The organism is uncultured Exiguobacterium sp., from assembly GCF_964277885.1.
Taxonomy (GTDB): domain Bacteria; phylum Bacillota; class Bacilli; order Exiguobacteriales; family Exiguobacteriaceae; genus Exiguobacterium_A.
The window spans coordinates 567,131-589,436 of the sequence record NZ_CAXYJR010000005.1 but is presented as its reverse complement, the minus strand read 5'-3'; the positions used below and the strand labels follow the sequence as shown (position 1 = coordinate 589,436).

Here is a 22,306-nt window from a genome sequence, read left to right as displayed (position 1 = left end):
ATTCCATAAACCTCCTACGGTGTTTGGCCAAGTTCTCTTGCCCATTCCAATCCTATCGACGTTCGTTAAATCGAAAGCTGTTTTGAAAGCTCGAGGATTTCAAGGTCCAGCTCATGTTTATTCTCGTCGAGTGCCTCATCGATATCGAGATCAATCATTTTACCACCACGCACACCTACGACGCGTCCTTGTTTTCCTTCAAGCAGGATTTCGACGGCATGTGCCCCCATCCGACTTGCAAGTACACGGTCTGCTGCCGTTGGTGCTCCACCACGTTGAACGTGACCGAGAACCGTGACACGTGTATCGAGACCTGTTTCTTTTGCGATAGCGTCACCAACATCTTGTGCGCGACCTGCTCCTTCAGCGACGATGACGATCGAGTGTTTCTTCCCTCGATCAACCCCACTTTGAATACGAGAAAGAACTTCTTTTAAATCCTCAGGACGTTCAGGAACAAGAATCGATTCCGCTCCACCAGCAAGTCCTGCATATAATGCGATATCACCTGCATCGCGTCCCATGACCTCGATGACATACGTCCGCTCATGCGACGATGCCGTATCACGGATTTTATCGATCGCTTCAAGCGCTGTGTTAAGCGCCGTATCGAAACCGATCGTATAGTCCGTTCCTGGAATATCATTATCGATCGTACCTGGAAGACCGATCGTCGGGAAGCCGAGTCCCGTCAATTTTTGGGCACCACGATACGACCCGTCTCCGCCTACGACGACGAGTGCATCAATTTCAAATTTCTTAAGATTGACAACCGCTTTTGCTCGTCCTTCTTCGGTACGGAACTCAGGGCAACGTGCCGAACGTAAGAACGTTCCACCTCGTTGAATGATATCCCCGACTGAGCCAAGATTTAATTGAACGAGATCTCCGTTAATTAATCCTTGGTAGCCATTGTAGACACCGAATACTTCTAAGCCATGAAAAATCGCTTTACGCGTGACAGCACGCACCGCAGCGTTCATACCGGGTGCATCGCCGCCACTCGTTAAGACAGCAATCCGTTTTAAACTCACGTTAATCACCTCTCCATTAATCTGAATCTAAAATAGCACGTTGTTTTCTTGTTTTACAACAGGGCAGATTGCATAAACTTTCACTAGCTTTTTCATCACTGATTCCGGAAATGAGGATTATCAATCATGATAGCGATTACATGGTGCTTATGTGCCAATTTGGTGATATTTTTCAGTCCGCTGATCGATGAGCTCTTCCTTGGTCAGATGAACCAATGTTTCGAGCTTCTGTACCAATACAGTTTTTAATTTATCCGCCTGTAATGACACATCAAGATGAGCTCCTCCGACGACTTCAGGGATGATGGCATCCGCGATACCGAGGCGCAATAAATCAGGTGCTGTGATTTTCATTGATTCCGCAGCCTTCTCCGCAAGACTTGCATCTTTCCATAATAATGCTGCAGCTCCTTCAGGAGAGATGACGGAATAGGTCGAGTTCTCAAGCATCAAGAGCTGATCACAAACGCCAATTCCTAACGCACCACCTGAACCGCCTTCACCGATGACGATCGAGATGATTGGCACTGTCATACCAGCCATCTCAAACAAGTTCTTCGCGATGGCTTCACTTTGACCGCGTTCTTCCGCCGCACGCCCTGGGTATGCCCCTTTCGTGTCGATGAACGTAATAATCGGTCGATTGAATTTTTCCGCTTGTTGCATGAGACGCAGTGCTTTTCGGTATCCTTCTGGATGTGGCATCCCGAAATTACGACGAATGTTTTCTTTTGTATCTTTTCCGCGTTGATGACCAATGATCGTCACGGGGCGACCATTCAGTGTTCCGATTCCACCAACGATGGCTGCATCATCATACCCATGACGATCACCGTGGAGTTCGATGAAATCTTCACAAATTGATTCAATGTAATCGAGTGTCGTTGGACGTTCTGGATGGCGCGCCAACTGAACACGATTCCACGCTTTCATATTCCCGTAAATATCGAGTTCTAACCGATGAAGGCGTTCTTCAAGAAGTTGTAGCTCTTCCTTGAAATCAAGTCCTTGTGTTTCCGCCATATCATGAAGTTCAAGAATTTTTTCGCGTAACGCGATGACTGGTTGGTCAAATGGTTGCATGGTTCGTTCCCTCCGCATGTAGCTTTAAGATTCGCGTATAGTACGTCTTCAAATCGTGTCGTGATACGACATCGTCCAGTTGACCTGCTTGTAATAAGAATTCTGCTGTTTGGAAATCTTCCGGTAGTTTTTCACGAATCGTCTGTTCGATGATCCGGCGACCGGCAAATCCAATTAGCGCACCTGGTTCAGCAATATTGAAATCACCGAGCATCGCAAAACTTGCAGATACACCACCGGTCGTCGGATGAGTCATACACGAAATATAAAGTAACCCTGCATCTGAATGTTGCTTTAAGAAGAGACTCGATTTCGCCATCTGCATGAGACTGACCATTCCTTCTTGCATCCGTGCTCCGCCTGAAGCAGAGAAAATCGTGACAGGTAGACGATGTTTCGTCGCGTAACGAACCGCTTCAGAAATCGCAGCACCTACTGCCGCGCCCATCGAGCCCATCCGGAATCGCGCATCCATGACACAAGCGACGAGTGGGTGACCATTCACATTCCCGACGCCACAGACGATCGCTTCCTCAAGACCCGTTCTGACTTGGTCGCCTTTTAATTTTTCCGGGTAGTTCTCAAATCCGAGTGGATCCGCTTGAACAGCCGGCAGGTCAAAATATGTCACCGAACCTTCATCGAATAATTGCGTAAAACGTTCTTGCGCAGTCAATGGGTGATGATACCCACATGAACAGACGCGTAAGTTCGCCTCCAGTTGTTTCGTATATTGGATCAATTTACATTTCGGACATTTTGTCATTAAGCCAACCGGCACATCGACACGTTGCTCCTTTGAAGTCAACGTGACGAACTTTTTAGGTTTTCGAAAAAATGCTTGCACGTTCAGTTCCCCCTTGTCATCCTATGGGCGGTTCAAGAGTTGTTCCCGTTCCGCCTGCGTATAGAGTTCCCCTTGACCGAAGCTTTTATGGAAGGCATTGACTTGTCGCCAGATTCGTTCAAACAAATCGTTATCGACCGTCTGAATCAACGTCTCACGAAACGCCGCATCGGATGCAACGACTGGTGCAAGCACCGAAAGGTCATCCAGCTGCGCGAGCGCTGCTTGCTCAAGCAAGCGAAGCGTTCCTGCCAAATCTTCGAACTTCGAATCGCCAGTCACTAAGAATTGAGCGATGATTTGAATATAGGTGTGATCGTCACGGTTCAACAGAAAGCTTCCGCCTCCATGTCGTGTCTCGACGATGCCTAAATAAGCGAGCGTCCGTAATGCTTCTCGTACGGACGGTCGGCTGATGGATAGTCGTTCTGCCAGTTCCCGTTCTGATGGAATACGGTCTCCTGGAACTAATCCATCTTGTTCGATCATCAATTTAATCGCCGCGATATTGGCTTCAAACGCATTACGTTTCTTCTCCATATCGATACGGCACCACCTTTCTGACCCTTCAGTCGGTTGCTTTCATCGGTGGCATTGGTCAGACCAATTACCCCTTATTATAACAAATCTTATTACCTACTACTAGTTTGAGCGAGGGACATTTTTCAGGACGACATGATCCTCACCAAACTGCATACGTAGACGAGCTAGTAATTCTTCATCATGTCGCACCGCATAAAGCGGCGGTAACGATTTTGTCTCGCGTGAATCAGCGTAGCGAACGACGACTGGAATGTCGCCCGGTGCCGCTTCTAACAACTGTTCGAGTGTGGCTAGCTCATTTTTTGATGTTAACTTGACGAACAACACATCTTGTCCGAGCGGCCGGAGACGTTCCAAAATGAACTGACGCTCCTCGTCCCGATCTTGAACCTTTAGCTCGATCAATAAGACGTTCCCTAAGTAAAGTGATCGACGGAACCGTTCATATTGATTCGGGAAGACAACGACTTCTTCATTCGAATACCCATCGACCGCCTGGATGACCGCCATCGTTTGACCGCGTTTCGTCTTGAATTCTCGGATTTGATCAATATAGCAGACTAAATAATGCGTGTCTGCTCCGACACTAAGATCATGAAAATAAACAGATTCAACCGGAGCTTTCATTGCTGTCGTCAAAGGAGAATACGTCAACCAGAACCCGAGTGCGTCTCGTTCCAGACGCGCCCAGTCGGAATCGCTCCGTTTCGATGACTTCTGCGTCCGGCGTTTCCCGAGGATCGCTAGTTCGTCCGGCAATAAGGTATTCGATGATTCCGTGAAGTACTCGAGCACCTCTTGTTCAGCGAGTCCACGATCACCGTGCGTCGCTCGGTCTAATGCACCACTATAGAGTAGTAATTCGATTTTTGCCCGTTCCTTTTTGCCCCATCCGACGTGAGTCAATAGATCGGCGATCGTCGCCGCGTGCTTCGACGCTTCTTTTAACCGCTCGAACTCTCGCTCGGAAATACCTTTAATCACATGGATTCCAAGTCGAATCCCCTTGCCTTCTAATGAAGAACGATAATCAGAAATCCATACGTCCGGCGATAGGACAGGGAGACGGCGTTCGCGCAACAACCGGACAAGGCGTTCCGGTTGTTCCACCGAAACGAGTAAGAAGATTTGCGGGAAATGCGCTTTGATATACCCGAGAGCATAACTAATCTTTGAGTAGGCGACTGCATGGCTTCGGTTGAATCCATATCCGGCGAATCGTTCAATTTGTTCATAGAGTGATTGAGCGATTGCGTCATCGAACCCGTTTGATCGCGCACCTTCTAGAAAACGCATCCGTTCCTGTTCAAGCGAATCCGTACTTTTCTTGGAAATCGCACGTCGTAATATATCGGCTTGCGCAAGTGTGAAACCAGCCACTCGTCGTGTGATTTCCATGACTTGTTCCTGGTAGACGATGATGCCATATGTGGACGACAGTACTTCTTCTAAGACAGGATGCACCATTTGATAAGGTTGACCGGCTTTTCGTTTCGCGTACAGATCAATGAATTTCATCGGTCCCGGACGATAGAGTGACATCGTGGCGACCAAATCCTCGAATCGATTCGGTTTCACTTCACGCAATGTCTGTTTCATACCCGACGATTCGAATTGGAAGATGTCATCTGTATCGGCGCGGGCAAAGACCTGGAACGTCGCCCGATCTTCTTCTGGAATTTGCGCGAGCGTAAAAGAGGGATGTTCTCTTCGAATTAATTCTTCCATTCGACGCAAACGACTGAGATTGCGGAGTCCCAGTAAGTCGATCTTCAGCAAACCTTGACGCTCTAGTGCCTGCATCAGGAACTGGGTCACATATCGCTCGTTTGGTCCCGTCTCGACAGGTGTCGTCTCGACGAGATTCTCAGACCCGATGACGACTCCGGCTGCGTGAACCGAACGCTGTCGCGGGAGACCTTCGACTGCTTGCGCCAGCTGCAAGAGCTGTCGGCGTTTTTCACTTCCAGAGAACCAGCGATACGTCTGTTTATTTTGTTCGATTCCTTGTAACGTCGTCGATTTCCCAAGCTGCTTGACTGCAGCATCCAGTTCGTCTTTTGAAAACTCCAGCGTTCGTCCGACGTCTCGCAGAGCGGCTTTAGCACCAAGCGTCGATACTGTTCCGATTTGAGCGACATGGTCTTTTCCATAACGCGACACAAGATCTTCTAATACCTCTTCGCGTCGTTCATCTTCGATATCGATATCGATATCCGGCATCGAGATCCGCTCTGGATTCAAGAACCGTTCAAAGAGTAATCCATACTTCAACGGATCAACCGTTGTGATCCCAAGCGCATAACTGACGAGTGATCCGGCTGCTGAACCACGACCCGGTCCAACATGGATGCCTTTCGCTTTTGCGCGTCGGATAAGTTCCTCGACGATCAAGAAATAATCAGCAAATTCGGTTTGTTCGATGACGGACAGTTCATAGGCGAGCCGTTCCCGCGCCTCTTTACTTTCATGACCGTGTGCCAATAATCCTTCTTCAGCATGCGTTCGCAGCATCGCATTCGAATCTTCTGCGACACGCGGTAACGGGCGTTGCTGAAATGGTAATTCTAAGCGTTCAGTGGTCGCGGCAAATTGCTCAGCCATCGTGATTTCTCGCTCCGTAAAGTCTTCGAGTAACTCTTCTCGAGTTTTTAAATGCATCAGACGGTCTGTCTTTTGAGCTTGGAATGTCGTTGCTTCGCGAATCGCACGTATCGCTTGATAGGCTGACGCTTCATCTCGACGAAGATAACGGACGGGATCGACTGGGATCGTCTCCACACCGAGTGATGCGGCTACTTCCCGATAACGTATACGACTCTCTCGTTCGACCGTCGAGCGACTCGAAGTCACCCCCATATATGTACGCGCCCCTTGGACGTATCCCATCCACTGCACGACGGAACGACGGAGACGTGTCATATCTTCCGATGCCTGACGAAGCGGGACGAGTACCGCGATGAGCGACGAAGCTTCGGTAACCGGTTGTTCGCTAGCTAATCGGTACAATTGACGTAAGCCATCAGAAGAAAAAGCAAACCATAAGATACAACACTCTTCTTCCTCGATTTGCTGTTCTAGGCCAATGACCGGTTGTATCTGTCGACGTTGACACGCATCGATGAATGCCGGAACTCCGGTTAATGTCGTTTCACAGATGATTGCTCGTCCAAGCTGACGACGAACAAGCTCGTCGAGGTACGTCTCGATTCGAATCAAACTTTGTAATGGACTATATTGTGTCCGGACATTTAAGTGCATCTTCTATTCTCCTTTCTCTTCTGATGTAAGCTTTAAAAAAGTTTTCAGAACATTCATATCTAACTAACTCAAGTACTCGCCATCTGATTTATTATTCGCTACAATAAGTATAGAAATATCATGACGGGTACGGAAGGAGCATTTCTCATGATTTTGAATCGTAGTCAAATCGCACGTGAAAAGGTTGAACAACTCAAGTTAGGTGTTACTGCTTTTACTGAAACGGAAGAAATCGCTGAGAAGATTCGCAAATCGGTCGCTGAACTTCAACTGAATGTCATTGAAGACCACACCGATCGTGGCGTTTGGTTCATTCCGCAAGACGAAACAAAAACGAAATAAGCATAAAAAGGCTGTTCGCTCCACTTCCTCACGAGAGGAATGAGACCGAGCAGCCTTTTTTCCATTTAAAACTGGAAGTTCGCAGCGACCTCATTCAGACGATCAACGACCCGTTCGACTTCACTTAACTGTCCGATCGTCGCACCGGACGCCATTGGATGTCCACCGCCATTGAATTCTTTTGCAACTTCATTAATGACCGGACCTTTTGAACGAATTCGGACACGAACTTCCGTATCCGTTTCGAGGAACAGCGCCCAGCACTTCATTCCTTGCAAACCAGCAAAACTATTGACGAGTAAAGAGGCTTGTTCAACCGTTGCTCCAAACTGCTTTAATGTGTCTTGCGATAATACAACATAGCCGACACCTTGATCCGTCAATTGAATATGTTGAAGGACATACCCTTGCAAATGAAGCGCCGCAAGTTCGGTTTGATACATATTCCGATATAACCAGTCTGTATCAATCCCTGCATCAATTAATTGCGCCGCGACTTCAAAGGTCCGTTTTGTCGTGCCACGGAATTGGAAACGTCCCGTGTCACCGACGATTCCTGCGTAGAATTGAATAGCAGCTGACGCCGGAATGTCGTACCCCCATTCGTTTAATACATGAACGAGCAGTTCCGAAGTTGAACTCATCGTTGTGTCGACGAGTTGCACTGGTGCGTATGGGTCCTCATCCGGATGATGATCGATTTTAATAACGTCTTTCCCAGTCATCGCGACCTTCCCGTCAATCCGCGCTTGATTCGCCGTATCCAAAATCACGACTAACGCCTCTTTGTATAATTCATCGTCTATCTGATCGAGTTCCCCCATGAATGACAGTGATGTTGCCATCTCACCTGCCGCCAAAACTGTTTTTTCAGGGAATTGATGTTGTAGTGTCAATTGTAAGCCGAACTGACTACCGAGTGCATCGGGATCTGGTCGTTCATGACGATGAATGATGATCATATCTGCCGCTTCAATTAGTTGTTTGATTTGCTCTTTCACTGTGCACAGCTCCTCTAATCTTGATATGATATGAGATGAAGATAAAAAGGAGGTCCTTTTGACATGCAATTCATCCTCATCGCTCTCATCGTTTTCTCGCTTGGTGGGTATTTGTTAGCAAAACGCCGCGCGTTCCATACGAAAAGCACGAACCGAAAATACTTGTTCAATACACAAGCAAGCATTTGGTTGAGTCTGTTCGTCATCTTATTCGCCGTCAATCAGTTCGTTTCCGGGAACGGATTAACGACACTCGTCGGAAAAGTCGTCTGTTCTATTTTAATCGTCGTCGGCGTTGCCTCATTCATCGCTGGTTTCATCCGGTACAAAAAGATTTATCCATATGTCGTCCGCGAGATGGAGCAATCCTGAGCGCGATTCAGAGGAACCGAAGTCAATTGACTTCGGTTTTTTTTATATACCATTAACGATCAATAAGTTGGGACGTCACGAGCGCTTTCGCTACGATTTGTGTCCCTTGATACATTTCGACATCGACTTTCCCGAATTTCCGACCAACGTCAAAGACATTGGCCCGAATCGTTACGGTGCTCTCGATCTGAACAGGTTTAATGAAATAGATGCTGACGTTTTCGATGACAAGGTCACCTTTCTTCATGTGACGCAACATCCGCGTCGCCCCTTCGACTAGAAGCGTCGTCAACACACCACTCGAGGCAGTCCCCATGAAGTTCGTCATTTGTGGCGAAACCTCAAGCGATAAGTACGGTCCCCGTTCGTCCTCTGCTGCTTTGATTTGCCCTGTGATCAAATCGTCGAACGTCTCTCCGACTTGAGGTTGACGATTCGCCAGTTGCAATGCCTTGAGGACGTCTTGTCGACTAATGATCCCAAGCAATCGTCCATATTGGTCGATAACCGGCAACATCTCAATCCCTTCCCAGACCATCTGATGCGCGGAATTCGTGACACTCGTTCGAATACCAACCGTGATCGGATGACGGGTCATGACTTTTTCAACAGCCCAGTCATGTGGACGGTCAATAATGTCCTTCGCTGTCACGACACCGACGACCTTCATTTGTTCGTCGATGACGGGATAACGGTTGTGTTTCGTCTGCTCATTCAACTCATGCCAGCGTGAAATCGGATCCGTCGTCTGTAAATAGAACGTGTCATGTAACGGGATCAGGATATCCGAGACAAGTAAAATTTCTTTTTTAATCAATCGGTCGTAAATCGCTCGGTTGATCATCGTCGCGACCGTGAACGTATCATATGACGTCGAAATGATCGGTAACTCCATCTCATCCGCCAATCGTTTCGCATCCTCTGTCGTATCAAATCCACCAGTAATCAATACAGCAGCTCCCGCTTCAAGCACGAGTTCATGCGCTTTTTCACGATTTCCAATGATGACGAGACTGTCAACATCAATATAACGCATCATCGCTTCGAGCTTCATTGCGCCAATGACGAATTTTGTCAGTGTCTTGTGTAATCCGTTTCGTCCACCGAGAACCTGACCATCAACGATGTTCACGACTTCCGCAAACGTCAGCTTCTCGATATTTTCTTTTTGTTTCTTTTTGATTCGAATCGTTCCAACTCGTTCGATCGTCGAGACAAAACCAAGATTCTCCGCTTCCTTGATGGCGCGATAGGCCGTTCCTTCGGATACGGTCAAATCCTTCGCGATTTGTCGGACGGAAATCTTCGTTCCAACATCAAGATCTTCGATATGTCGAATGATCTGTTCGTGTTTCGTAGGCATACTGTATCCCTTCTTTTCCTTTTTTCTACTCTCCTGTCATTATACTGTACTACTCGAAAGATGAAAACGTGTACTAGTCTGATTTGCGATAAATGTTTTTCGAATCGGACGATGGTATACTTATGTAGAAAATGAGTAGAGAGGTGGAGTCATATATGAGCGAACGCACGAATCAAATTAGTGATTTCTTAAAGGAACAAGGAATCGATTTAGCTGTCATCACTTCGAAGGCGAATGTCTTTTATTTTTCAGGAGTCTACGCTGAACCCCACGAACGTGTCATGGCGGTCCTCGTCGACGTAACCGGTAAACATGTATTATTCTGCCCGGCACTCGAAGCAAGTATTGTCGCAGCTAGTCCTTGGGAAGGAGACGTCGTCACGTATGAGGATCATGAAAATCCTTTCGATCGCCTAGCAGAATTATTCGCGACATTCGAACACTCGAATAACCGAATCGGTATCGAAGGTGAACATATGACGTTCAGCCGCTATCAGGAACTGAGCTCCCGTCTTGAGAATGCCGCGATCCTTGATATTGGTGAGTCGCTGCAGAAATTACGCTTGAAAAAAACATCAGAAGAAATCGCTATCCTTCAAGAAGCAGCAGCACTTGCGGACGAAGCGATTGAAATCGGTAAGCAAACGATTCGTCCTGGAGTCACAGAAATGGAAGTCATCGCGAAGATTGAATATGAAATGAAGAAAAAAGGCGTTCGCGAGATGTCGTTTGATACGCTCGTCCTATTTGGCGCCAACAGTGCGGATCCGCACGGCGTACCCGGTGACCGCGTCATCCAAGACGGCGACTTCGTCCTCTTCGATCTCGGTGTCGTGTGGAAAGGCTACTGTTCGGACATTACACGGACCTTCATTTATGGTGAAGCAAGCGAAGAACAAACGAAAATTTATGAAACGGTTCGTCGAGCACTCGAAGCCGCGACAGAGGCGAGCCAGATCGGTGCGACGCTCGGTTCGTTAGATAAGGCAGCCCGCGACGTCATCACAGATGCTGGCTACGGAGAGTACTTCACGCACCGCGTCGGTCACGGACTCGGAATCGAGGTTCATGAATTCCCATCCCTCGCGTCAAACAACCTACTGACGGCTGAAGCTGGTATCGTCTACACGCTTGAACCAGGCATTTATGTCCCAGGTGTCGGCGGTGTCCGCATCGAAGATGATATCCACCTGACTGCGGAAGGTCCAGTTGCGTTAACTCGCACACCAAAACATCTTCAATCCATTCCGTCATCTTAAGTTAAGAAAAACACCTAATCCATCGCTTGGATTAGGTGTTTTTGCTTACTTACGCGATTGATGGACGACGTTGACGCCACCGGTCACATCAAGGATCGCTCCTGTGATCATACTAGACTCTTCTGCTAGCAAGAAGGAGATGGCGCGGGCGATATCTTCCCCGACACCTGTTCTTCCGACCGGTGTCGCCTCATCTTGCTCCGCTTCAGAAATCCGTTTCGTCTTATTGTCACCAACGATGTTTCCTGGATTGACCATATTGACCGTGATGCCATGTTCCGCTTCTTCAAGCGCCACACTCTTCGTCAGACTCACCATTCCGCTTTTAGCAGCGGCGAACGCTGCCCGGCATACCCATCCTGGCGCTGTTGCGCTTTCTGGAAAACCATACGTGATGATCCGACCGTAAGCTTGTTTGCGCATGACGGGCAATACTTGACGTAACAACCAAAAACTAGCGGTCAGATTACCTGTGATGACTTCGTTCCATTCTTGATCAGTATAATCCACTAACGCTTTTCGTTCGAATATATAGGGTCCTGCATTAAGTATCAACGCATCAATCCGACCTTGTTCATTAATCGCTTGTTGAGTTGCACGTTCCAATTCTTCTTGGTTCGTCACGTCTGCTTGAATCGTCACAAGATTCGGATGTGTAAACTCGGGTTCAGAACGATGAAACGCTGTCACTTTCCACCCTTCTTCCAGCAACTGGCGTGTTACTCGTTCTCCCAGTCCTTTTGTACCTGCTGTAATTAACGCGTGCCTCATCTTGGCATCGCCCCCTTTCACTGACTCCATCTTACGACGGAACGGAAAGGAAGGACAATTTTTAGAACTCATCGAATGTTTCGTCCGCTTCCAGTAAGAGAATGGTATAATTAGGGTGTACTCATCATATCGATTACGAAGGGATGGATTCATCATGGCAATCGTCTATCATAATGTACTTGTAGCAGTAGATGGCTCAAAAGAGGCAGAGCGTGCCTTCGAGACGGCAATCGATGTTTCATTGCGAAATGATGCAAAATTGATCATCGCACACGTCATTGATACACGGACATTCGCAACAGTAGAAGCATATGACCGTACCATCACGGAACGTGCTGAATCTTATGCGCAGGAATTGCTAGACGAGTACGTCAAGACCGCTCAAGATCGTGGTGTACAAGAAGTCGAAGTAGCGATCGAATACGGCTCACCCAAAGTCACGATCGCCAAAAAACTTGCTCCTAATCACGATGCCGATTTAATCATCTGTGGCGCAACTGGTTTAAACGCTGTCGAGCGTTTCTTCATCGGTAGTGTATCTGAAAGCATTACACGGTATGCCAAATGCGACGTCTTGATCGTCCGTTTATGAATCACTCTTCCAGAAAAAGCCTCTCTTCCTTCAGCTCAAAGGAAGAGAGGCTTTTTAGCGACCTACTTAAATAAAAAAACCATCGAACCGATGTCCGATGGTTTGAAATCATTTGTATTTTACTGTGACCGTACGACGACCCCAGTTGAATGCTTCTGAACGAGAGTAGTAAAGGATATCCATCTTCTTCCCTTTGATGGCACCACCAGTATCGGCAGCTGTATACGTCCCTTTTAATTTCCCTTTGTAATACACTTTCACTGTCGAACGAAGTGGAATGACACGAGGATCAACCGCTACGACTTTCTTTTTCGAGCTTTTAATGTTCCAACCGATCGCTGTCAAGTTACCACTACCTGGATCATACGGTGTGTAAGCTGTTGCGCTTACGTTCGTAACTGTTTTCCAACCACCGGTAGATTGTTTTTTCGATCCGCTCGATTTTACGAGTTTTGAGTATTTTGCGCTTAGATAAGCCGTTTTACCTTTGTAGCTTACTTTGTACCAGTTACCTGTTTTCGCTTTATATGCTAACGTTTGGTTCTTATATAGAAGACCGAGTTTTTTCGACGAAGTAGTAGCTTTTTGACGAATGACTAGGCTATCGACTGTTGACTTGACGCTTTTTTTAGTTGCAGCTTCTGCTTGAAGACCTGCGAACGAACTGAGTGCTAACACGACCGTTAAAACACTTGCGAGCATCCGTTTCATCATGTATTTTCTCCTCCATCATTGTTTCGTGTTTGTTAACTGAGATTAATATACATGACAAAACGAGGGAGTGCCGTTACATATAGACCACAAAAATATGTCTGTACTATTACCGTTATGTTACAAAAGACTCATTTTTTTAAGAAATCACTCCTTTTTAGGTTTATTTTTACGAGGATGACGATTCTTTTTTCGTTATATGACAAACGCCGTAACAATAGATCATATGTTCGTATATATTTTTTTGAGATTTCATACAAAAAAGGACTGAATCGTTGAAATAACGACTCAGTCCTTTTGAACCGATTATGCGTTTTGAGCAACCAATCCACCAACGCGAACTGTGTCGCGTGCGATCATCAATTCCTCGTTCGTTGGAATGATGATGACTTTAACTGGTGAGTGTGGGTAGTTAATGAAGAGTTCTTCTCCACGAGCTCCGTTGTTGAGTGATGGATCCCAGTAAACGCCCATGAATTCAAGACCACGTAAGACACGCTCACGGATTGAATCTGAGTTTTCACCGACACCGGCTGTGAAGATGATCGCATCAACACCATTCATCTCAGCAGCGTATTGCCCGATGTATCCGTGGATACGGTTCGCGAAGATACGGAGTGCCATCTCTGAACGGTGGTTTCCTTCCTTCGCAGCCGTCTGGACGTCACGCAAATCACTTGAGAGACCAGATAAACCGTAGATTCCAGACTCTTTGTTCATGACGTTCAAGACGTCTTCTGCTGTTTTCCCTGTTTTCTCCATCAAGAATGGAATCAAGGCTGGGTCAAGTGAACCAGAACGTGTTCCCATCGTGATCCCTTCAAGCGGCGTGAATCCCATCGTCGTATCGATTGATTCGCCACCAGAAACTGCTGCGATCGATGCTCCGCTACCTAAGTGACATGAAATCAAACGGAGGTCTTTTAACGGACGACCGAGTAATTCAGATGCACGTTCCGTAACGTATTTGTGGCTCGTACCGTGGAAACCATATTTACGGATACCGTATTCTGTGTAGTAATCATACGGCAAGCTGTAAAGGAAGTTTTCTTCTGGCATCGTTTGATGGAACGCCGTATCGAAGACTGCCACTTGTGGTACTTCCGGAAGCAACGCTTGGAATGCCCGGATTCCGATCAAGTTTGGTGGAATGTGGAGTGGTCCGAGTTCTGTGTACGACTCGATATCATGCATGACTTCATCTGTGATCAATACAGAGTCTGCATATTTTTCTTTACCATGAAGCACACGGTGACCGACACCTTTAATCTCATCGTAAGACGAGATGATTCCGAACTCCATCAATTTTTCGAGCGACAACTCGACTGCTTCTTTATGTGTTGCAAGTGGGAGAACATCTGTATACTTTTGTCCTTCACCATATTTAATCGTAAAGATTGCATCGTCTTTACCGACGCGTTCAACGAGTCCGACTGCGATCATCGTTTCGTTCGGCATTTCGAGCAATTGGAACTTCAAAGACGAACTACCTGCGTTTACCGCCATAATTTTTGCCATGATTTTTCCCCTTTTCCATTTGAATCCAATGAACATTCACATCTGTTTAGTTTTTCTTCTATTTCTGTTCTACAACTAGAATAGTCAAATTAACGACAGATTTCAATCACTTTGCGTAATTCATTTTAATTCTGTGTTAATCCATTCATCAATCTGTTTCACCATACCACCAAACGCGCGGGCATCTGTGAACGACGGCAACTCAGCGAGCAATGCTTGTTTTGGCATCTTCATACCGGCTAAATGATTCCGGACGATCAAATAACTTTTTGCTGCCTGTTCTTGCTTGAACATCGTAAGTGGTAACTGCAAAATACCGATGACATGCGCTTTTGATTCGAAGTACTGTTTCAACTTTCCTTCTGTGTCATGCTGGAACAATCCGTTTGGAATGACGAAGACACCGAACCCACCTGGCTTGACGTATTGCATCGCTTGTTCGATCAATAAGAAATGACTGTAACTCATGCCTTCGTCTCGTTTCAAGATGTATGAAGCGGCTGCTTCTTCATCTGGATAATAGCCAACAGGAAGATCAGCCATCGCAAGATCGACCGGATCTAGCAATAATGGTCGCAATGCATCTTGATGCGTATACGTGACAGGATAGTCGAGTAATTCCGTTACCGCTGCCGATAAACGAATCAATGTCTCGTCTACCTCGACCGCTTCAGCAGATGTACCTGTCGAAAGCTGACTCAAGACAGCATGTAACATGCCACCTGTTCCACTCCCTAAATCAAGTAGTCGGATGTCCTCCTTACCTACCAATTTCCCGATTAGATAACCAGCAAACAAAGCGACACTGTCCGGCGTCGGTAAATGGTTCGGTTGTGCTTGTTTCATCCCCTCTAGGATAGCAAGCGATACTGCCTTCCGAATAACCTCTTTGTCTACATTTTCAGTATGACGGTCGTTCAACCGGTCGATCACAGTCGTCAACGCTTCTAAATAAGGCATATCAAGATCACGTTCAATTTGTTTTGTTTGACGCGTCAATTCCTTATATAACTTTTCTAACGGCTCCATGTACGTCATCCTCTCCAAAACGAAACGGCCCCCCGTAGAGCGGGAGCCGTTTCTATCATTAGTTCCATTGTAACGCTTCAGCGTCGTTTGTAAACCATTCTTACTTCGCTTCACGCGCCGCAGCGAGTGCTGCTTCGAAATTAACCTCATCCGTTGATTCTTCGAGGTATTCGACATACGTGATTTCGTTGTTCGAATTGATGACGAAGACAGAGCGAGCAAGCAGACGTAATTCTTCGATTGCCACACCGTACTGTGTGCCGAATGAAAGATCACGGTGATCAGACAATGTCACGACTTGATCAAGTCCGCTTGATGCACACCAACGACGTTGTGCGAACGGAAGATCGTTTGAGATCGTCATGACTGTGACGCCCTCGATTTTAGCTGCCTCTTCGTTGAATTTACGTGTCTGCGCATCACATACGCCTGTATCGATCGATGGCACGACGCTAATGATCCGAACGCCTTGATATGTATCGCGTGTTACCGGCGATAAGTCATTAGCAAGGACGTGAAAGTCTGGTGCCGTTTGTCCGACTTGAACCGTCGTACCTTGAAGTGTGATTGGATTTCCTTTGAATGTAGCCATGTGAATTCCCCTTTTCCCCTGATTGGATATGCGTTATTTTCTATTTAACTATAGGAATGTTCCGGGAAGATGGCAAGCATTCTGCCATAATTGATGGACTTCAGTACCCGTCTTTCTAAAAAACAGGTATAATGAAAGAGTTCATGAAACGCTTTCAAGGGGGAATTGACCATGGCTCGAAATAATGTCTACCTGTACTACCGAAATACACAAAGACACGAGACGCAGGTACGAAAGTTGATCGATGTCGGTACACGATACGGATTGAATGTCGTTCAAGATCATCGACAAGCAAACATCATCGTCTCGATTGGTGGAGACGGGGCTTTCTTGCAAGCGGCACGCTTCACGGGTTTCCGTGATGATGCCATCTATGTTGGATTCGCTGAGGGACCCAACTCGTTCTACTGTGATTTTGACATCAATGATCTTTCCGCTGTCGAAGCCATCTTTAAAGAGACAGGCAACCGTGTCTCGGATGGTGAAATCGAAGTACGTCGTTATCCACTACTTGAAGCATCCATCAACGGTGGACCACCGATGCTCTGTCTGAACGAATGTTCTGTGAAATCAAGCATCATCAAATCACTCGCAATCGAAGTCTATATCGACGACTTCCTGTTTGAGACATTCCGCGGGGATGGGATGGTCATTTCAACACCAACGGGCTCTACGGCTTATAACAAGTCGCTTTCTGGTGCGATCGTCGATCCATTGATCCACTGTCTCCAAGTCAGCGAGATTGCTTCGGTCAACAACAACCGGTACCGGACACTCGGTTCTGCTTTCTTATTGAATCGTGGACGGAAACTCTCGTTACGCATCATCGAAGACGGGAATGATTATCCAATTATCGGGATGGACAACGAAGCACTCAGTCTGACACGAACGGATTCAGTCGATATCCAGCTTTCTGAAAAAGAACTTAAAACCGTCAAACTGACGAACAATACATTTTGGCATAAGATTCAACGCTCGTTCTTATGACAACAAAAAAATCTGCCTCCTTGGGGCAGATTTTTTTGTTGCGTCTTCCGTTACGTCACCCCTTATACTCCAATCAAAGGAGGTACACAGATGATGTATTCCACTCAAGAAATCGCCAAACTGACCGGCGTCACAAAACGAACACTCTATCATTATGAAACGATCGGTCTCTTAGTGCCAAAGCGTAGCGATGCCGGCCACCGAAGTTATAGCAGGGAAGATCTTTTACGTTTACAACAAATCTTGCTTTATCGTTCACTTGATTTTCCACTGTCAGAAATCCGAAGATTACTCACGCAACCTGATTTCAATCATCACACGATACTGAAAAAGCAGATTGCACTTCTTCAAGAAAAAGCTTCGCGTTATCAAATGCTCGCTCAACTCGCCGAACAGACATTACTCACCTTAAAAGGGGGACTCCCGATGAAAGACGAACAATTATTCCGCGGTCTACGGCATGACGAGATTGTTACGCATGAAAAACAACATGCAGATGAAGTCCAGCAACACTATGGTGACACCGACGCATATCGGATGAGTACCAAAAGACAAAAACAACGTACTCCGAATGAGAAAGAACAACTGAGCACCATGCATAAACAGCTCGATCAGCGCTTGACGACCCTTTATCGCGACGGGCACGCGACGACGGATCCGGACGTTCAACAAGTCGTCAAAGATCAACATGACTTCATTGATACGCACTATTATCCATGCGAATTATCTCTTTTTGCGTTACTCGGCAAGATGTATGTGTCTGACGAACGATTCCGTGCCTATTACGATGCGTACGCACCCGGACTATCTACGTTCTACTCGGAAGCTATTTCACACTATGCGCAAACATCACACTAACGTAGCTTCCGCCTGATAAACGGTTTTTCCGGCTTGGACCGTCTCGACCAAACGGTTATTCAAGATGGCTTCCCCACGCAAGCGATAGAAGTCTTCTTCAAAGATGACGAAGTCGGCATCATAGCCTGGTAAGAGTAACCCTTTTCGACCATGTGTTTCCGTCGCGAGATGCGGATTTTTCGTAAAGAGCAATAAGGCTTCAAACATCGATAATGTCTCGTTTGTCTTATTGACACGCCCTGCCGTTCCTTCGGTTGCTGCATACAGTGACCGTCGGACATCCGGGTCAGAGATCGGTGCATCTGCTCCGCCACACAATAATGCGCCTGTTTCTGCCAGTGAACGTAAACGATAACTCCAGTCTAAGCGGTTCAATCCGAGTCGATCGACGATGAAGTCGGCGTCATCTAATAAAAAGACAGGTTGAACGTCAATCAAGACCGGTAATTTCCGAATCCGGGCAAGCGTCTCCGGACGGACGACCGTCGCATGAATGATACGATCTCGTTTTCCTTTTGGTGCCGGATACTTCTCGAGCACCTGTACGAACCGTTCAATCGCTAAATCACCGATGACATGTGCTGCGACCGTGAACCCGTAACTACGTGCGCGTTTGACGAGTTGTTCGAGTTGTTCTGGCGTATGCACTTCGATGCCGCGTGTCGACGGGTCATCGGAATAACCACGACCGAGAAGAGCGGTTCGCCCTCCGAGCGCGCCGTCGACGAACAGTTTCATCGCACCAATTGACATTGTCTCCGGTAAAGTAGGGTGTTGTTGCACGAACTCATCGATGACAAGATGATGCACGAGTAAATGCGTATGGAAGCCTGTCTCTTGCGTCACTTCCTTATATGCTTGCAAGATTTCCGCGACATCCCCGTGATACGACAAATCTTCCGTATGTGCCGCAATAATGCCATATTGGTATAGATTCTTAATCGCTGATCGAAGGGACGATTTATTTCGTTCCAAGTTTCCAGCCTGTAACGTATAGAGAGGTTCAAGTGCCGCATCATACAAGAATCCATCCGCTTCACCGTTGTCGGATAAACCGATCTTTCCACCCTCGATGACGGTTGAGGCTTTATATCCGAGTTGTTGGAATAAGACGTCGTTGACGAGTGCTGTATGCCGGTCTGTCCGTTTCAACAAGGCAGGTGCGTCAGGGAACATTTGGTTCAGCCATGCTTTCGTCGGTGCACGATCAAGTTTCGTTTCATCGTACCCTTCCGCCACATGGATTCCATTGATTGGTTCCGCCTTGAGAAAAGCTTGTCCTAACGCTTCAAGCGTCGTATAACGCGAGGCATCGACACGATTGATTGCTTCCCCGTAACCGATCAGATGAATATGGGCATCTGTAAAGGCGGGATATACAGCTTTTCCGTTCAAGTCGTGAATCTGATCAATACGTCTACCGAAACGGCGGCGCAGCTTTCCTTCTTCCCCCATCGCGATGATCCGCGTCTTCTCGACGAACATCGCTGAATGGACATCCTCTTCGTGTGCCATCGTTCGAATCAATCCGTTTACGTATAGTGTTCCCATTCCACTCACTCCTCTTTTTACAAAAATAGGGTGACCATGACGGTCACCCTGAATTGTCGATCCTGATTTAAACGTGCAATGTTTCTTCTGGTGCACACGACCGTTTAATACGTTCGATCGCGGCCGGATCGTATTCATTTAGGACACGTTCCGCTAAGACAATCGTTCGTTCATAGTCTCCTGCTAAGAACTTCGTTTCCGCGATCGTCAGCGACATATGTATCTCGTTGTCGTGGCGACGGTATCGGTTCGCATACTGGACGAGCCGTTCGGCATACGTGACTTCGAACACTAATGTATCTAACCGTTCTTGCACATGTTTAAACGTTTCTTGGACGTCTTGACTTTGTGCGACGATCGATCGAACGTTAAACGGCAACTCCTCTAACCGTGTTTCAAGCGTCTGCAGTGAACGATTCGCATTTCGAAGCGCTTCTTCCACCTCAGCCGGTAAGTTCGGTAATCCGAGTCGTTTCAGACGGAGGCGTGTCTGCGACAGCTGATGACGCCATTCGACGATTCGTTCGCGAACTTCCGTCTCTTCTTTTCGAAGTGCCTGGAGTTCGACCGTAAAGCGTTCGTACTGAATCATCAACTGTTCTTCGAGGCGAATCGCATCGCGCATCTGATCTTCGAGCATACTGAACGGGATGATTTTTCCGGCAATCGACTCATCAAGATCTTTCGCTGCTTCAAACAGTAGCTCTTCGTCACGCTGGATCGTCTCATAGTGAATCCCTAAATCTGCTGAGATTTCATATTTTTCACGTAAGATACTGAATTCTTGTGCCAACTGATGAATCCGTTCACGCATCCGTAGCGCTTTTTGTTTCAAAAATTGGTTTTCTTTTTTCACTTGATGACGCGCATCGACCTCACGACGGAACGTATCATACATTTGATCAACATCGGCTGATAACTGTTGAATCGCCTCTTCTAAACCATCGACTTCTAGCATTTCGATTTTCTCAGAAAGACTCAGGCGTTGTTCCTCGAACCGTTTGATCTCGGATTGGAGACCAAGTGGTTCAAGTGGATACCCATCTAACGACATTTCCTTATAGCCCGCTCCGAGCTGATCAATCCGTTGACGTAATTCATGAGCCAGAATCTTCCATTGTTTCGGTACGAGTTCGACGAGTTGACGTGTCGTTGCTACTTCTTGCTCGAGTAGCAAGCTTGTTTCATACGCCTTCGTCACTTCACCTGAAGCTTCGTACTGACACATCTCATTCCAGTGCGCGTCGATTTGTTCACTTCGTTCTTCCAGACGCGCAAGCGCCGGACCGAATGAGTTCGCTTGAATCAATAACGATTTCCGGACTTGACCTGAATCGGCTTCTCCTTGCGATTTCAGTTCGGCTAGAACCGATTGATTCGTTTTGAATGTCGACATCTCGACGAGCATCTCATCGATCAACCCTTCGAGTTCTGCAATCAGTTGTTCCGTTACTTCGAGGTCATTCTTGACGGCGATGAACCGATATTTATCGAGCGCTTCCTCCGCCCGGTAAAGAGTTTCATCGATTTGGGCGACGTGGACCGTTAATAACTCTTCCCACGCTTGATGCCAGGAGCTGAACTTCGTCTCCGTCTCACCCGCCATCGGTAGTTGCTTTAAGTCCTGCAACTCCTTTGGAATCGATGCACTGACGATGCCTTGTTTGCGCATATCAAGTTCATCGATTTTCGTGTAGTATTTTTTTCGACTGATCATGCTAAATAGCATGACGAGTAATACGATGACGATGACTCCGATCACCCATGCCCACATTTGTCACGACCTCCACTCTGTCCTACGACTTTAGATTTTCTCTAAATCGCAATAATCTTATCCTTATAATAGTATAGCGCAACCGTTTTGCATAGATTTACAAGGGCTTTTCCTGATTTCTTCCGCTGTTTTGAATCCTTTTTCCAAAAATCAATTGTTTGTCAGCTACGTGAAAACTCGTTAAACTAAAAAAAATACGCTTTTCACGGGAGGAATTTTTATTATGTTCGAAACAAAGACATATGAAGGTGACCGGACGAAACAATACGACATGCTCTCAAAACAACTTGATGCGCTGTTAATGGGAGAAGACAATCAAGTTGCGAACTTATCGAATGCGAGCGCGTTACTCAATCAGTTCCTCGACCGTATCAACTGGGTCGGCTTCTATCTGACTGATGTGGAACAAAACCAACTCGTCCTCGGACCATTCCAAGGACTTCCAGCATGCGTCCGTATTCCATTTGGTCGTGGTGTTTGCGGAACGTCCGCAGCAGAACAGACGACACAACGAATCGAAGATGTACATCAGTTCCCAGGTCACATCGCATGTGACGCGGCTTCGAATTCAGAAATCGTCATTCCACTCGTCAAAGACGGACAAACGATTGGTGTCCTCGATATCGACAGCCCAGAATTCAACCGTTTCGACGAAGTCGATCAAGCTGGTCTAGAAGCATTCTGTACGACACTGCTTCGCCATCTGTAATTCTGATTGACAGTCGATTGTCCACACCGTATACTTGTAAAAGTGCAGAAATGATAACGATAGCGGTCAAATCGCTTACGTATCACATTTCATGACTCGGTGAATAACC

At 46.8% G+C, this 22,306-nt stretch carries 21 protein-coding genes; 7 read left to right on the top strand and 14 right to left on the bottom strand.

Going from position 1 to position 22,306, the window contains the following annotated elements:
• Nucleotides 1-65: 65 nt before the first annotated feature.
• The 5 genes from pfkA to dnaE form a co-directional block, all read right to left on the bottom strand.
• A complete protein-coding gene (gene pfkA / locus ACHWTJ_RS04665) occupies nucleotides 66-1,034 on the bottom strand; it encodes a 6-phosphofructokinase (RefSeq protein WP_082318568.1) in 969 nt (322 codons plus the stop codon).
• Nucleotides 1,035-1,181: 147 nt separating this feature from the next.
• The gene (gene accA, locus ACHWTJ_RS04660; protein ID WP_294740420.1) at nucleotides 1,182-2,117 is read right to left on the bottom strand and encodes an acetyl-CoA carboxylase carboxyl transferase subunit alpha; all 936 of its coding nucleotides are present in this window, start codon (nucleotides 2,115-2,117) and stop codon (nucleotides 1,182-1,184) included.
• Complete coding sequence (accD, locus tag ACHWTJ_RS04655) at nucleotides 2,104-2,964, bottom strand: acetyl-CoA carboxylase, carboxyltransferase subunit beta (RefSeq protein WP_294740419.1); 861 nt, start codon at nucleotides 2,962-2,964, stop codon at nucleotides 2,104-2,106. Before accD ends, accA begins: the two co-directional genes overlap by 14 nt.
• A gap of 21 nt (nucleotides 2,965-2,985) precedes the next feature.
• Entirely contained in the window at nucleotides 2,986-3,504 is a 519-nt protein-coding gene (locus ACHWTJ_RS04650) for a FadR/GntR family transcriptional regulator (protein WP_238237553.1), read from the bottom strand.
• A gap of 102 nt (nucleotides 3,505-3,606) precedes the next feature.
• The gene (gene dnaE / locus ACHWTJ_RS04645; RefSeq protein WP_394679199.1) at nucleotides 3,607-6,768 is read right to left on the bottom strand and encodes a DNA polymerase III subunit alpha; all 3,162 of its coding nucleotides are present in this window, start codon (nucleotides 6,766-6,768) and stop codon (nucleotides 3,607-3,609) included.
• Between the two features lie 147 nt (nucleotides 6,769-6,915).
• On the opposite strand from dnaE, the gene ACHWTJ_RS04640 reads away from it, so the two are divergent.
• Complete coding sequence (locus ACHWTJ_RS04640) at nucleotides 6,916-7,110, top strand: hypothetical protein (protein ID WP_294740417.1); 195 nt, start codon at nucleotides 6,916-6,918, stop codon at nucleotides 7,108-7,110.
• Nucleotides 7,111-7,175: 65 nt separating this feature from the next.
• Here ACHWTJ_RS04640 and ACHWTJ_RS04635 read toward each other — a convergent pair whose 3' ends face one another.
• Nucleotides 7,176-8,111, bottom strand: coding sequence for a bifunctional oligoribonuclease/PAP phosphatase NrnA (locus tag ACHWTJ_RS04635; protein ID WP_294740416.1), 936 nt, complete (start codon nucleotides 8,109-8,111; stop codon nucleotides 7,176-7,178).
• Nucleotides 8,112-8,174: 63 nt separating this feature from the next.
• Between ACHWTJ_RS04635 and ACHWTJ_RS04630 the strand changes: the two genes are divergently transcribed.
• Entirely contained in the window at nucleotides 8,175-8,483 is a 309-nt protein-coding gene (locus tag ACHWTJ_RS04630) for a YtpI family protein (RefSeq protein WP_035406252.1), read from the top strand.
• Between the two features lie 52 nt (nucleotides 8,484-8,535).
• Here ACHWTJ_RS04630 and ACHWTJ_RS04625 read toward each other — a convergent pair whose 3' ends face one another.
• The gene (locus ACHWTJ_RS04625; protein WP_023469046.1) at nucleotides 8,536-9,846 is read right to left on the bottom strand and encodes a DRTGG domain-containing protein; all 1,311 of its coding nucleotides are present in this window, start codon (nucleotides 9,844-9,846) and stop codon (nucleotides 8,536-8,538) included.
• Between the two features lie 155 nt (nucleotides 9,847-10,001).
• Between ACHWTJ_RS04625 and ACHWTJ_RS04620 the strand changes: the two genes are divergently transcribed.
• The gene (locus ACHWTJ_RS04620; RefSeq protein ID WP_294740415.1) at nucleotides 10,002-11,105 is read left to right on the top strand and encodes a Xaa-Pro peptidase family protein; all 1,104 of its coding nucleotides are present in this window, start codon (nucleotides 10,002-10,004) and stop codon (nucleotides 11,103-11,105) included.
• Between the two features lie 45 nt (nucleotides 11,106-11,150).
• Here the strand turns inward: ACHWTJ_RS04620 and ACHWTJ_RS04615 are convergent, their stop codons facing one another.
• Entirely contained in the window at nucleotides 11,151-11,876 is a 726-nt protein-coding gene (locus tag ACHWTJ_RS04615) for an SDR family oxidoreductase (protein WP_294740414.1), read from the bottom strand.
• A gap of 154 nt (nucleotides 11,877-12,030) precedes the next feature.
• Between ACHWTJ_RS04615 and ACHWTJ_RS04610 the strand changes: the two genes are divergently transcribed.
• The gene (locus ACHWTJ_RS04610) at nucleotides 12,031-12,468 is read left to right on the top strand and encodes a universal stress protein (protein ID WP_294740413.1); all 438 of its coding nucleotides are present in this window, start codon (nucleotides 12,031-12,033) and stop codon (nucleotides 12,466-12,468) included.
• Between the two features lie 108 nt (nucleotides 12,469-12,576).
• On the opposite strand, the gene ACHWTJ_RS04605 is transcribed toward ACHWTJ_RS04610, so the two are convergent.
• The 4 genes from ACHWTJ_RS04605 to tpx all read right to left on the bottom strand — a co-directional run bounded on the left by ACHWTJ_RS04605 (nucleotide 12,577) and on the right by tpx (nucleotide 16,324).
• Entirely contained in the window at nucleotides 12,577-13,182 is a 606-nt protein-coding gene (locus ACHWTJ_RS04605) for a 3D domain-containing protein (RefSeq protein ID WP_294740412.1), read from the bottom strand.
• A gap of 303 nt (nucleotides 13,183-13,485) precedes the next feature.
• Nucleotides 13,486-14,697 carry an acetate kinase gene (locus ACHWTJ_RS04600; protein ID WP_023469051.1) on the bottom strand — a complete coding sequence of 404 codons (1,212 nt, stop codon included), beginning with the start codon at nucleotides 14,695-14,697 and terminating at the stop codon, nucleotides 13,486-13,488.
• A 120-nt stretch (nucleotides 14,698-14,817) separates the two neighbouring features.
• Nucleotides 14,818-15,726 (bottom strand): class I SAM-dependent methyltransferase, encoded by a 909-nt coding sequence (locus tag ACHWTJ_RS04595; RefSeq protein WP_294740410.1) that lies wholly within the window; start codon nucleotides 15,724-15,726, stop codon nucleotides 14,818-14,820.
• Nucleotides 15,727-15,826: 100 nt separating this feature from the next.
• Nucleotides 15,827-16,324: a thiol peroxidase gene (gene tpx / locus ACHWTJ_RS04590; RefSeq protein ID WP_294743313.1), complete on the bottom strand. Its 498-nt coding sequence runs from the start codon at nucleotides 16,322-16,324 to the stop codon at nucleotides 15,827-15,829.
• A gap of 165 nt (nucleotides 16,325-16,489) precedes the next feature.
• On the opposite strand from tpx, the gene ACHWTJ_RS04585 reads away from it, so the two are divergent.
• The gene (locus ACHWTJ_RS04585; RefSeq protein WP_023469054.1) at nucleotides 16,490-17,305 is read left to right on the top strand and encodes an NAD kinase; all 816 of its coding nucleotides are present in this window, start codon (nucleotides 16,490-16,492) and stop codon (nucleotides 17,303-17,305) included.
• A 90-nt stretch (nucleotides 17,306-17,395) separates the two neighbouring features.
• Nucleotides 17,396-18,163, top strand: coding sequence for a MerR family transcriptional regulator (locus ACHWTJ_RS04580; RefSeq protein ID WP_394679198.1), 768 nt, complete (start codon nucleotides 17,396-17,398; stop codon nucleotides 18,161-18,163).
• Here ACHWTJ_RS04580 and ACHWTJ_RS04575 read toward each other — a convergent pair.
• Entirely contained in the window at nucleotides 18,155-19,714 is a 1,560-nt protein-coding gene (locus ACHWTJ_RS04575) for an amidohydrolase (protein ID WP_394679197.1), read from the bottom strand. The two genes, ACHWTJ_RS04580 and ACHWTJ_RS04575, sit on opposite strands and share 9 nt — an antisense overlap.
• A 67-nt stretch (nucleotides 19,715-19,781) precedes the next feature.
• On the bottom strand, nucleotides 19,782-21,488 hold the full coding sequence (gene ezrA / locus ACHWTJ_RS04570) for a septation ring formation regulator EzrA (protein WP_294740407.1): 1,707 nt from the start codon (nucleotides 21,486-21,488) through the stop codon (nucleotides 19,782-19,784).
• 223 nt (nucleotides 21,489-21,711) lie between these two features.
• Between ezrA and ACHWTJ_RS04565 the strand changes: the two genes are divergently transcribed.
• Entirely contained in the window at nucleotides 21,712-22,197 is a 486-nt protein-coding gene (locus tag ACHWTJ_RS04565; protein ID WP_394679196.1) for a GAF domain-containing protein, read from the top strand.
• Nucleotides 22,198-22,306: the final 109 nt, after the last annotated feature.

Bases quoted from the DNA above. Each gene is read 5' to 3' on its own strand.
- ACHWTJ_RS04575 (WP_394679197.1), bottom strand. From the start codon at position 19,714: ATGGGAACACTATACGTAAACGGATTGATTCGAACGATGGCACACGAA.
- ACHWTJ_RS04585 (WP_023469054.1), top strand. From the start codon at position 16,490: ATGGCTCGAAATAATGTCTACCTGTACTACCGAAATACACAAAGACAC.
- ACHWTJ_RS04565 (WP_394679196.1), top strand. From the start codon at position 21,712: ATGTTCGAAACAAAGACATATGAAGGTGACCGGACGAAACAATACGAC.
- ACHWTJ_RS04640 (WP_294740417.1), top strand. From the start codon at position 6,916: ATGATTTTGAATCGTAGTCAAATCGCACGTGAAAAGGTTGAACAACTC.
- ACHWTJ_RS04650 (WP_238237553.1), bottom strand. From the start codon at position 3,504: ATGGAGAAGAAACGTAATGCGTTTGAAGCCAATATCGCGGCGATTAAA.
- ACHWTJ_RS04605 (WP_294740412.1), bottom strand. From the start codon at position 13,182: ATGATGAAACGGATGCTCGCAAGTGTTTTAACGGTCGTGTTAGCACTC.
- ACHWTJ_RS04625 (WP_023469046.1), bottom strand. From the start codon at position 9,846: ATGCCTACGAAACACGAACAGATCATTCGACATATCGAAGATCTTGAT.
- ACHWTJ_RS04615 (WP_294740414.1), bottom strand. From the start codon at position 11,876: ATGAGGCACGCGTTAATTACAGCAGGTACAAAAGGACTGGGAGAACGA.
- ACHWTJ_RS04595 (WP_294740410.1), bottom strand. From the start codon at position 15,726: ATGGAGCCGTTAGAAAAGTTATATAAGGAATTGACGCGTCAAACAAAA.
- ACHWTJ_RS04620 (WP_294740415.1), top strand. From the start codon at position 10,002: ATGAGCGAACGCACGAATCAAATTAGTGATTTCTTAAAGGAACAAGGA.
- ACHWTJ_RS04580 (WP_394679198.1), top strand. From the start codon at position 17,396: ATGATGTATTCCACTCAAGAAATCGCCAAACTGACCGGCGTCACAAAA.
- accA (WP_294740420.1), bottom strand. From the start codon at position 2,117: ATGCAACCATTTGACCAACCAGTCATCGCGTTACGCGAAAAAATTCTT.
- ACHWTJ_RS04600 (WP_023469051.1), bottom strand. From the start codon at position 14,697: ATGGCAAAAATTATGGCGGTAAACGCAGGTAGTTCGTCTTTGAAGTTC.
- dnaE (WP_394679199.1), bottom strand. From the start codon at position 6,768: ATGCACTTAAATGTCCGGACACAATATAGTCCATTACAAAGTTTGATT.
- ACHWTJ_RS04630 (WP_035406252.1), top strand. From the start codon at position 8,175: ATGCAATTCATCCTCATCGCTCTCATCGTTTTCTCGCTTGGTGGGTAT.
- ACHWTJ_RS04610 (WP_294740413.1), top strand. From the start codon at position 12,031: ATGGCAATCGTCTATCATAATGTACTTGTAGCAGTAGATGGCTCAAAA.
- ezrA (WP_294740407.1), bottom strand. From the start codon at position 21,488: ATGTGGGCATGGGTGATCGGAGTCATCGTCATCGTATTACTCGTCATG.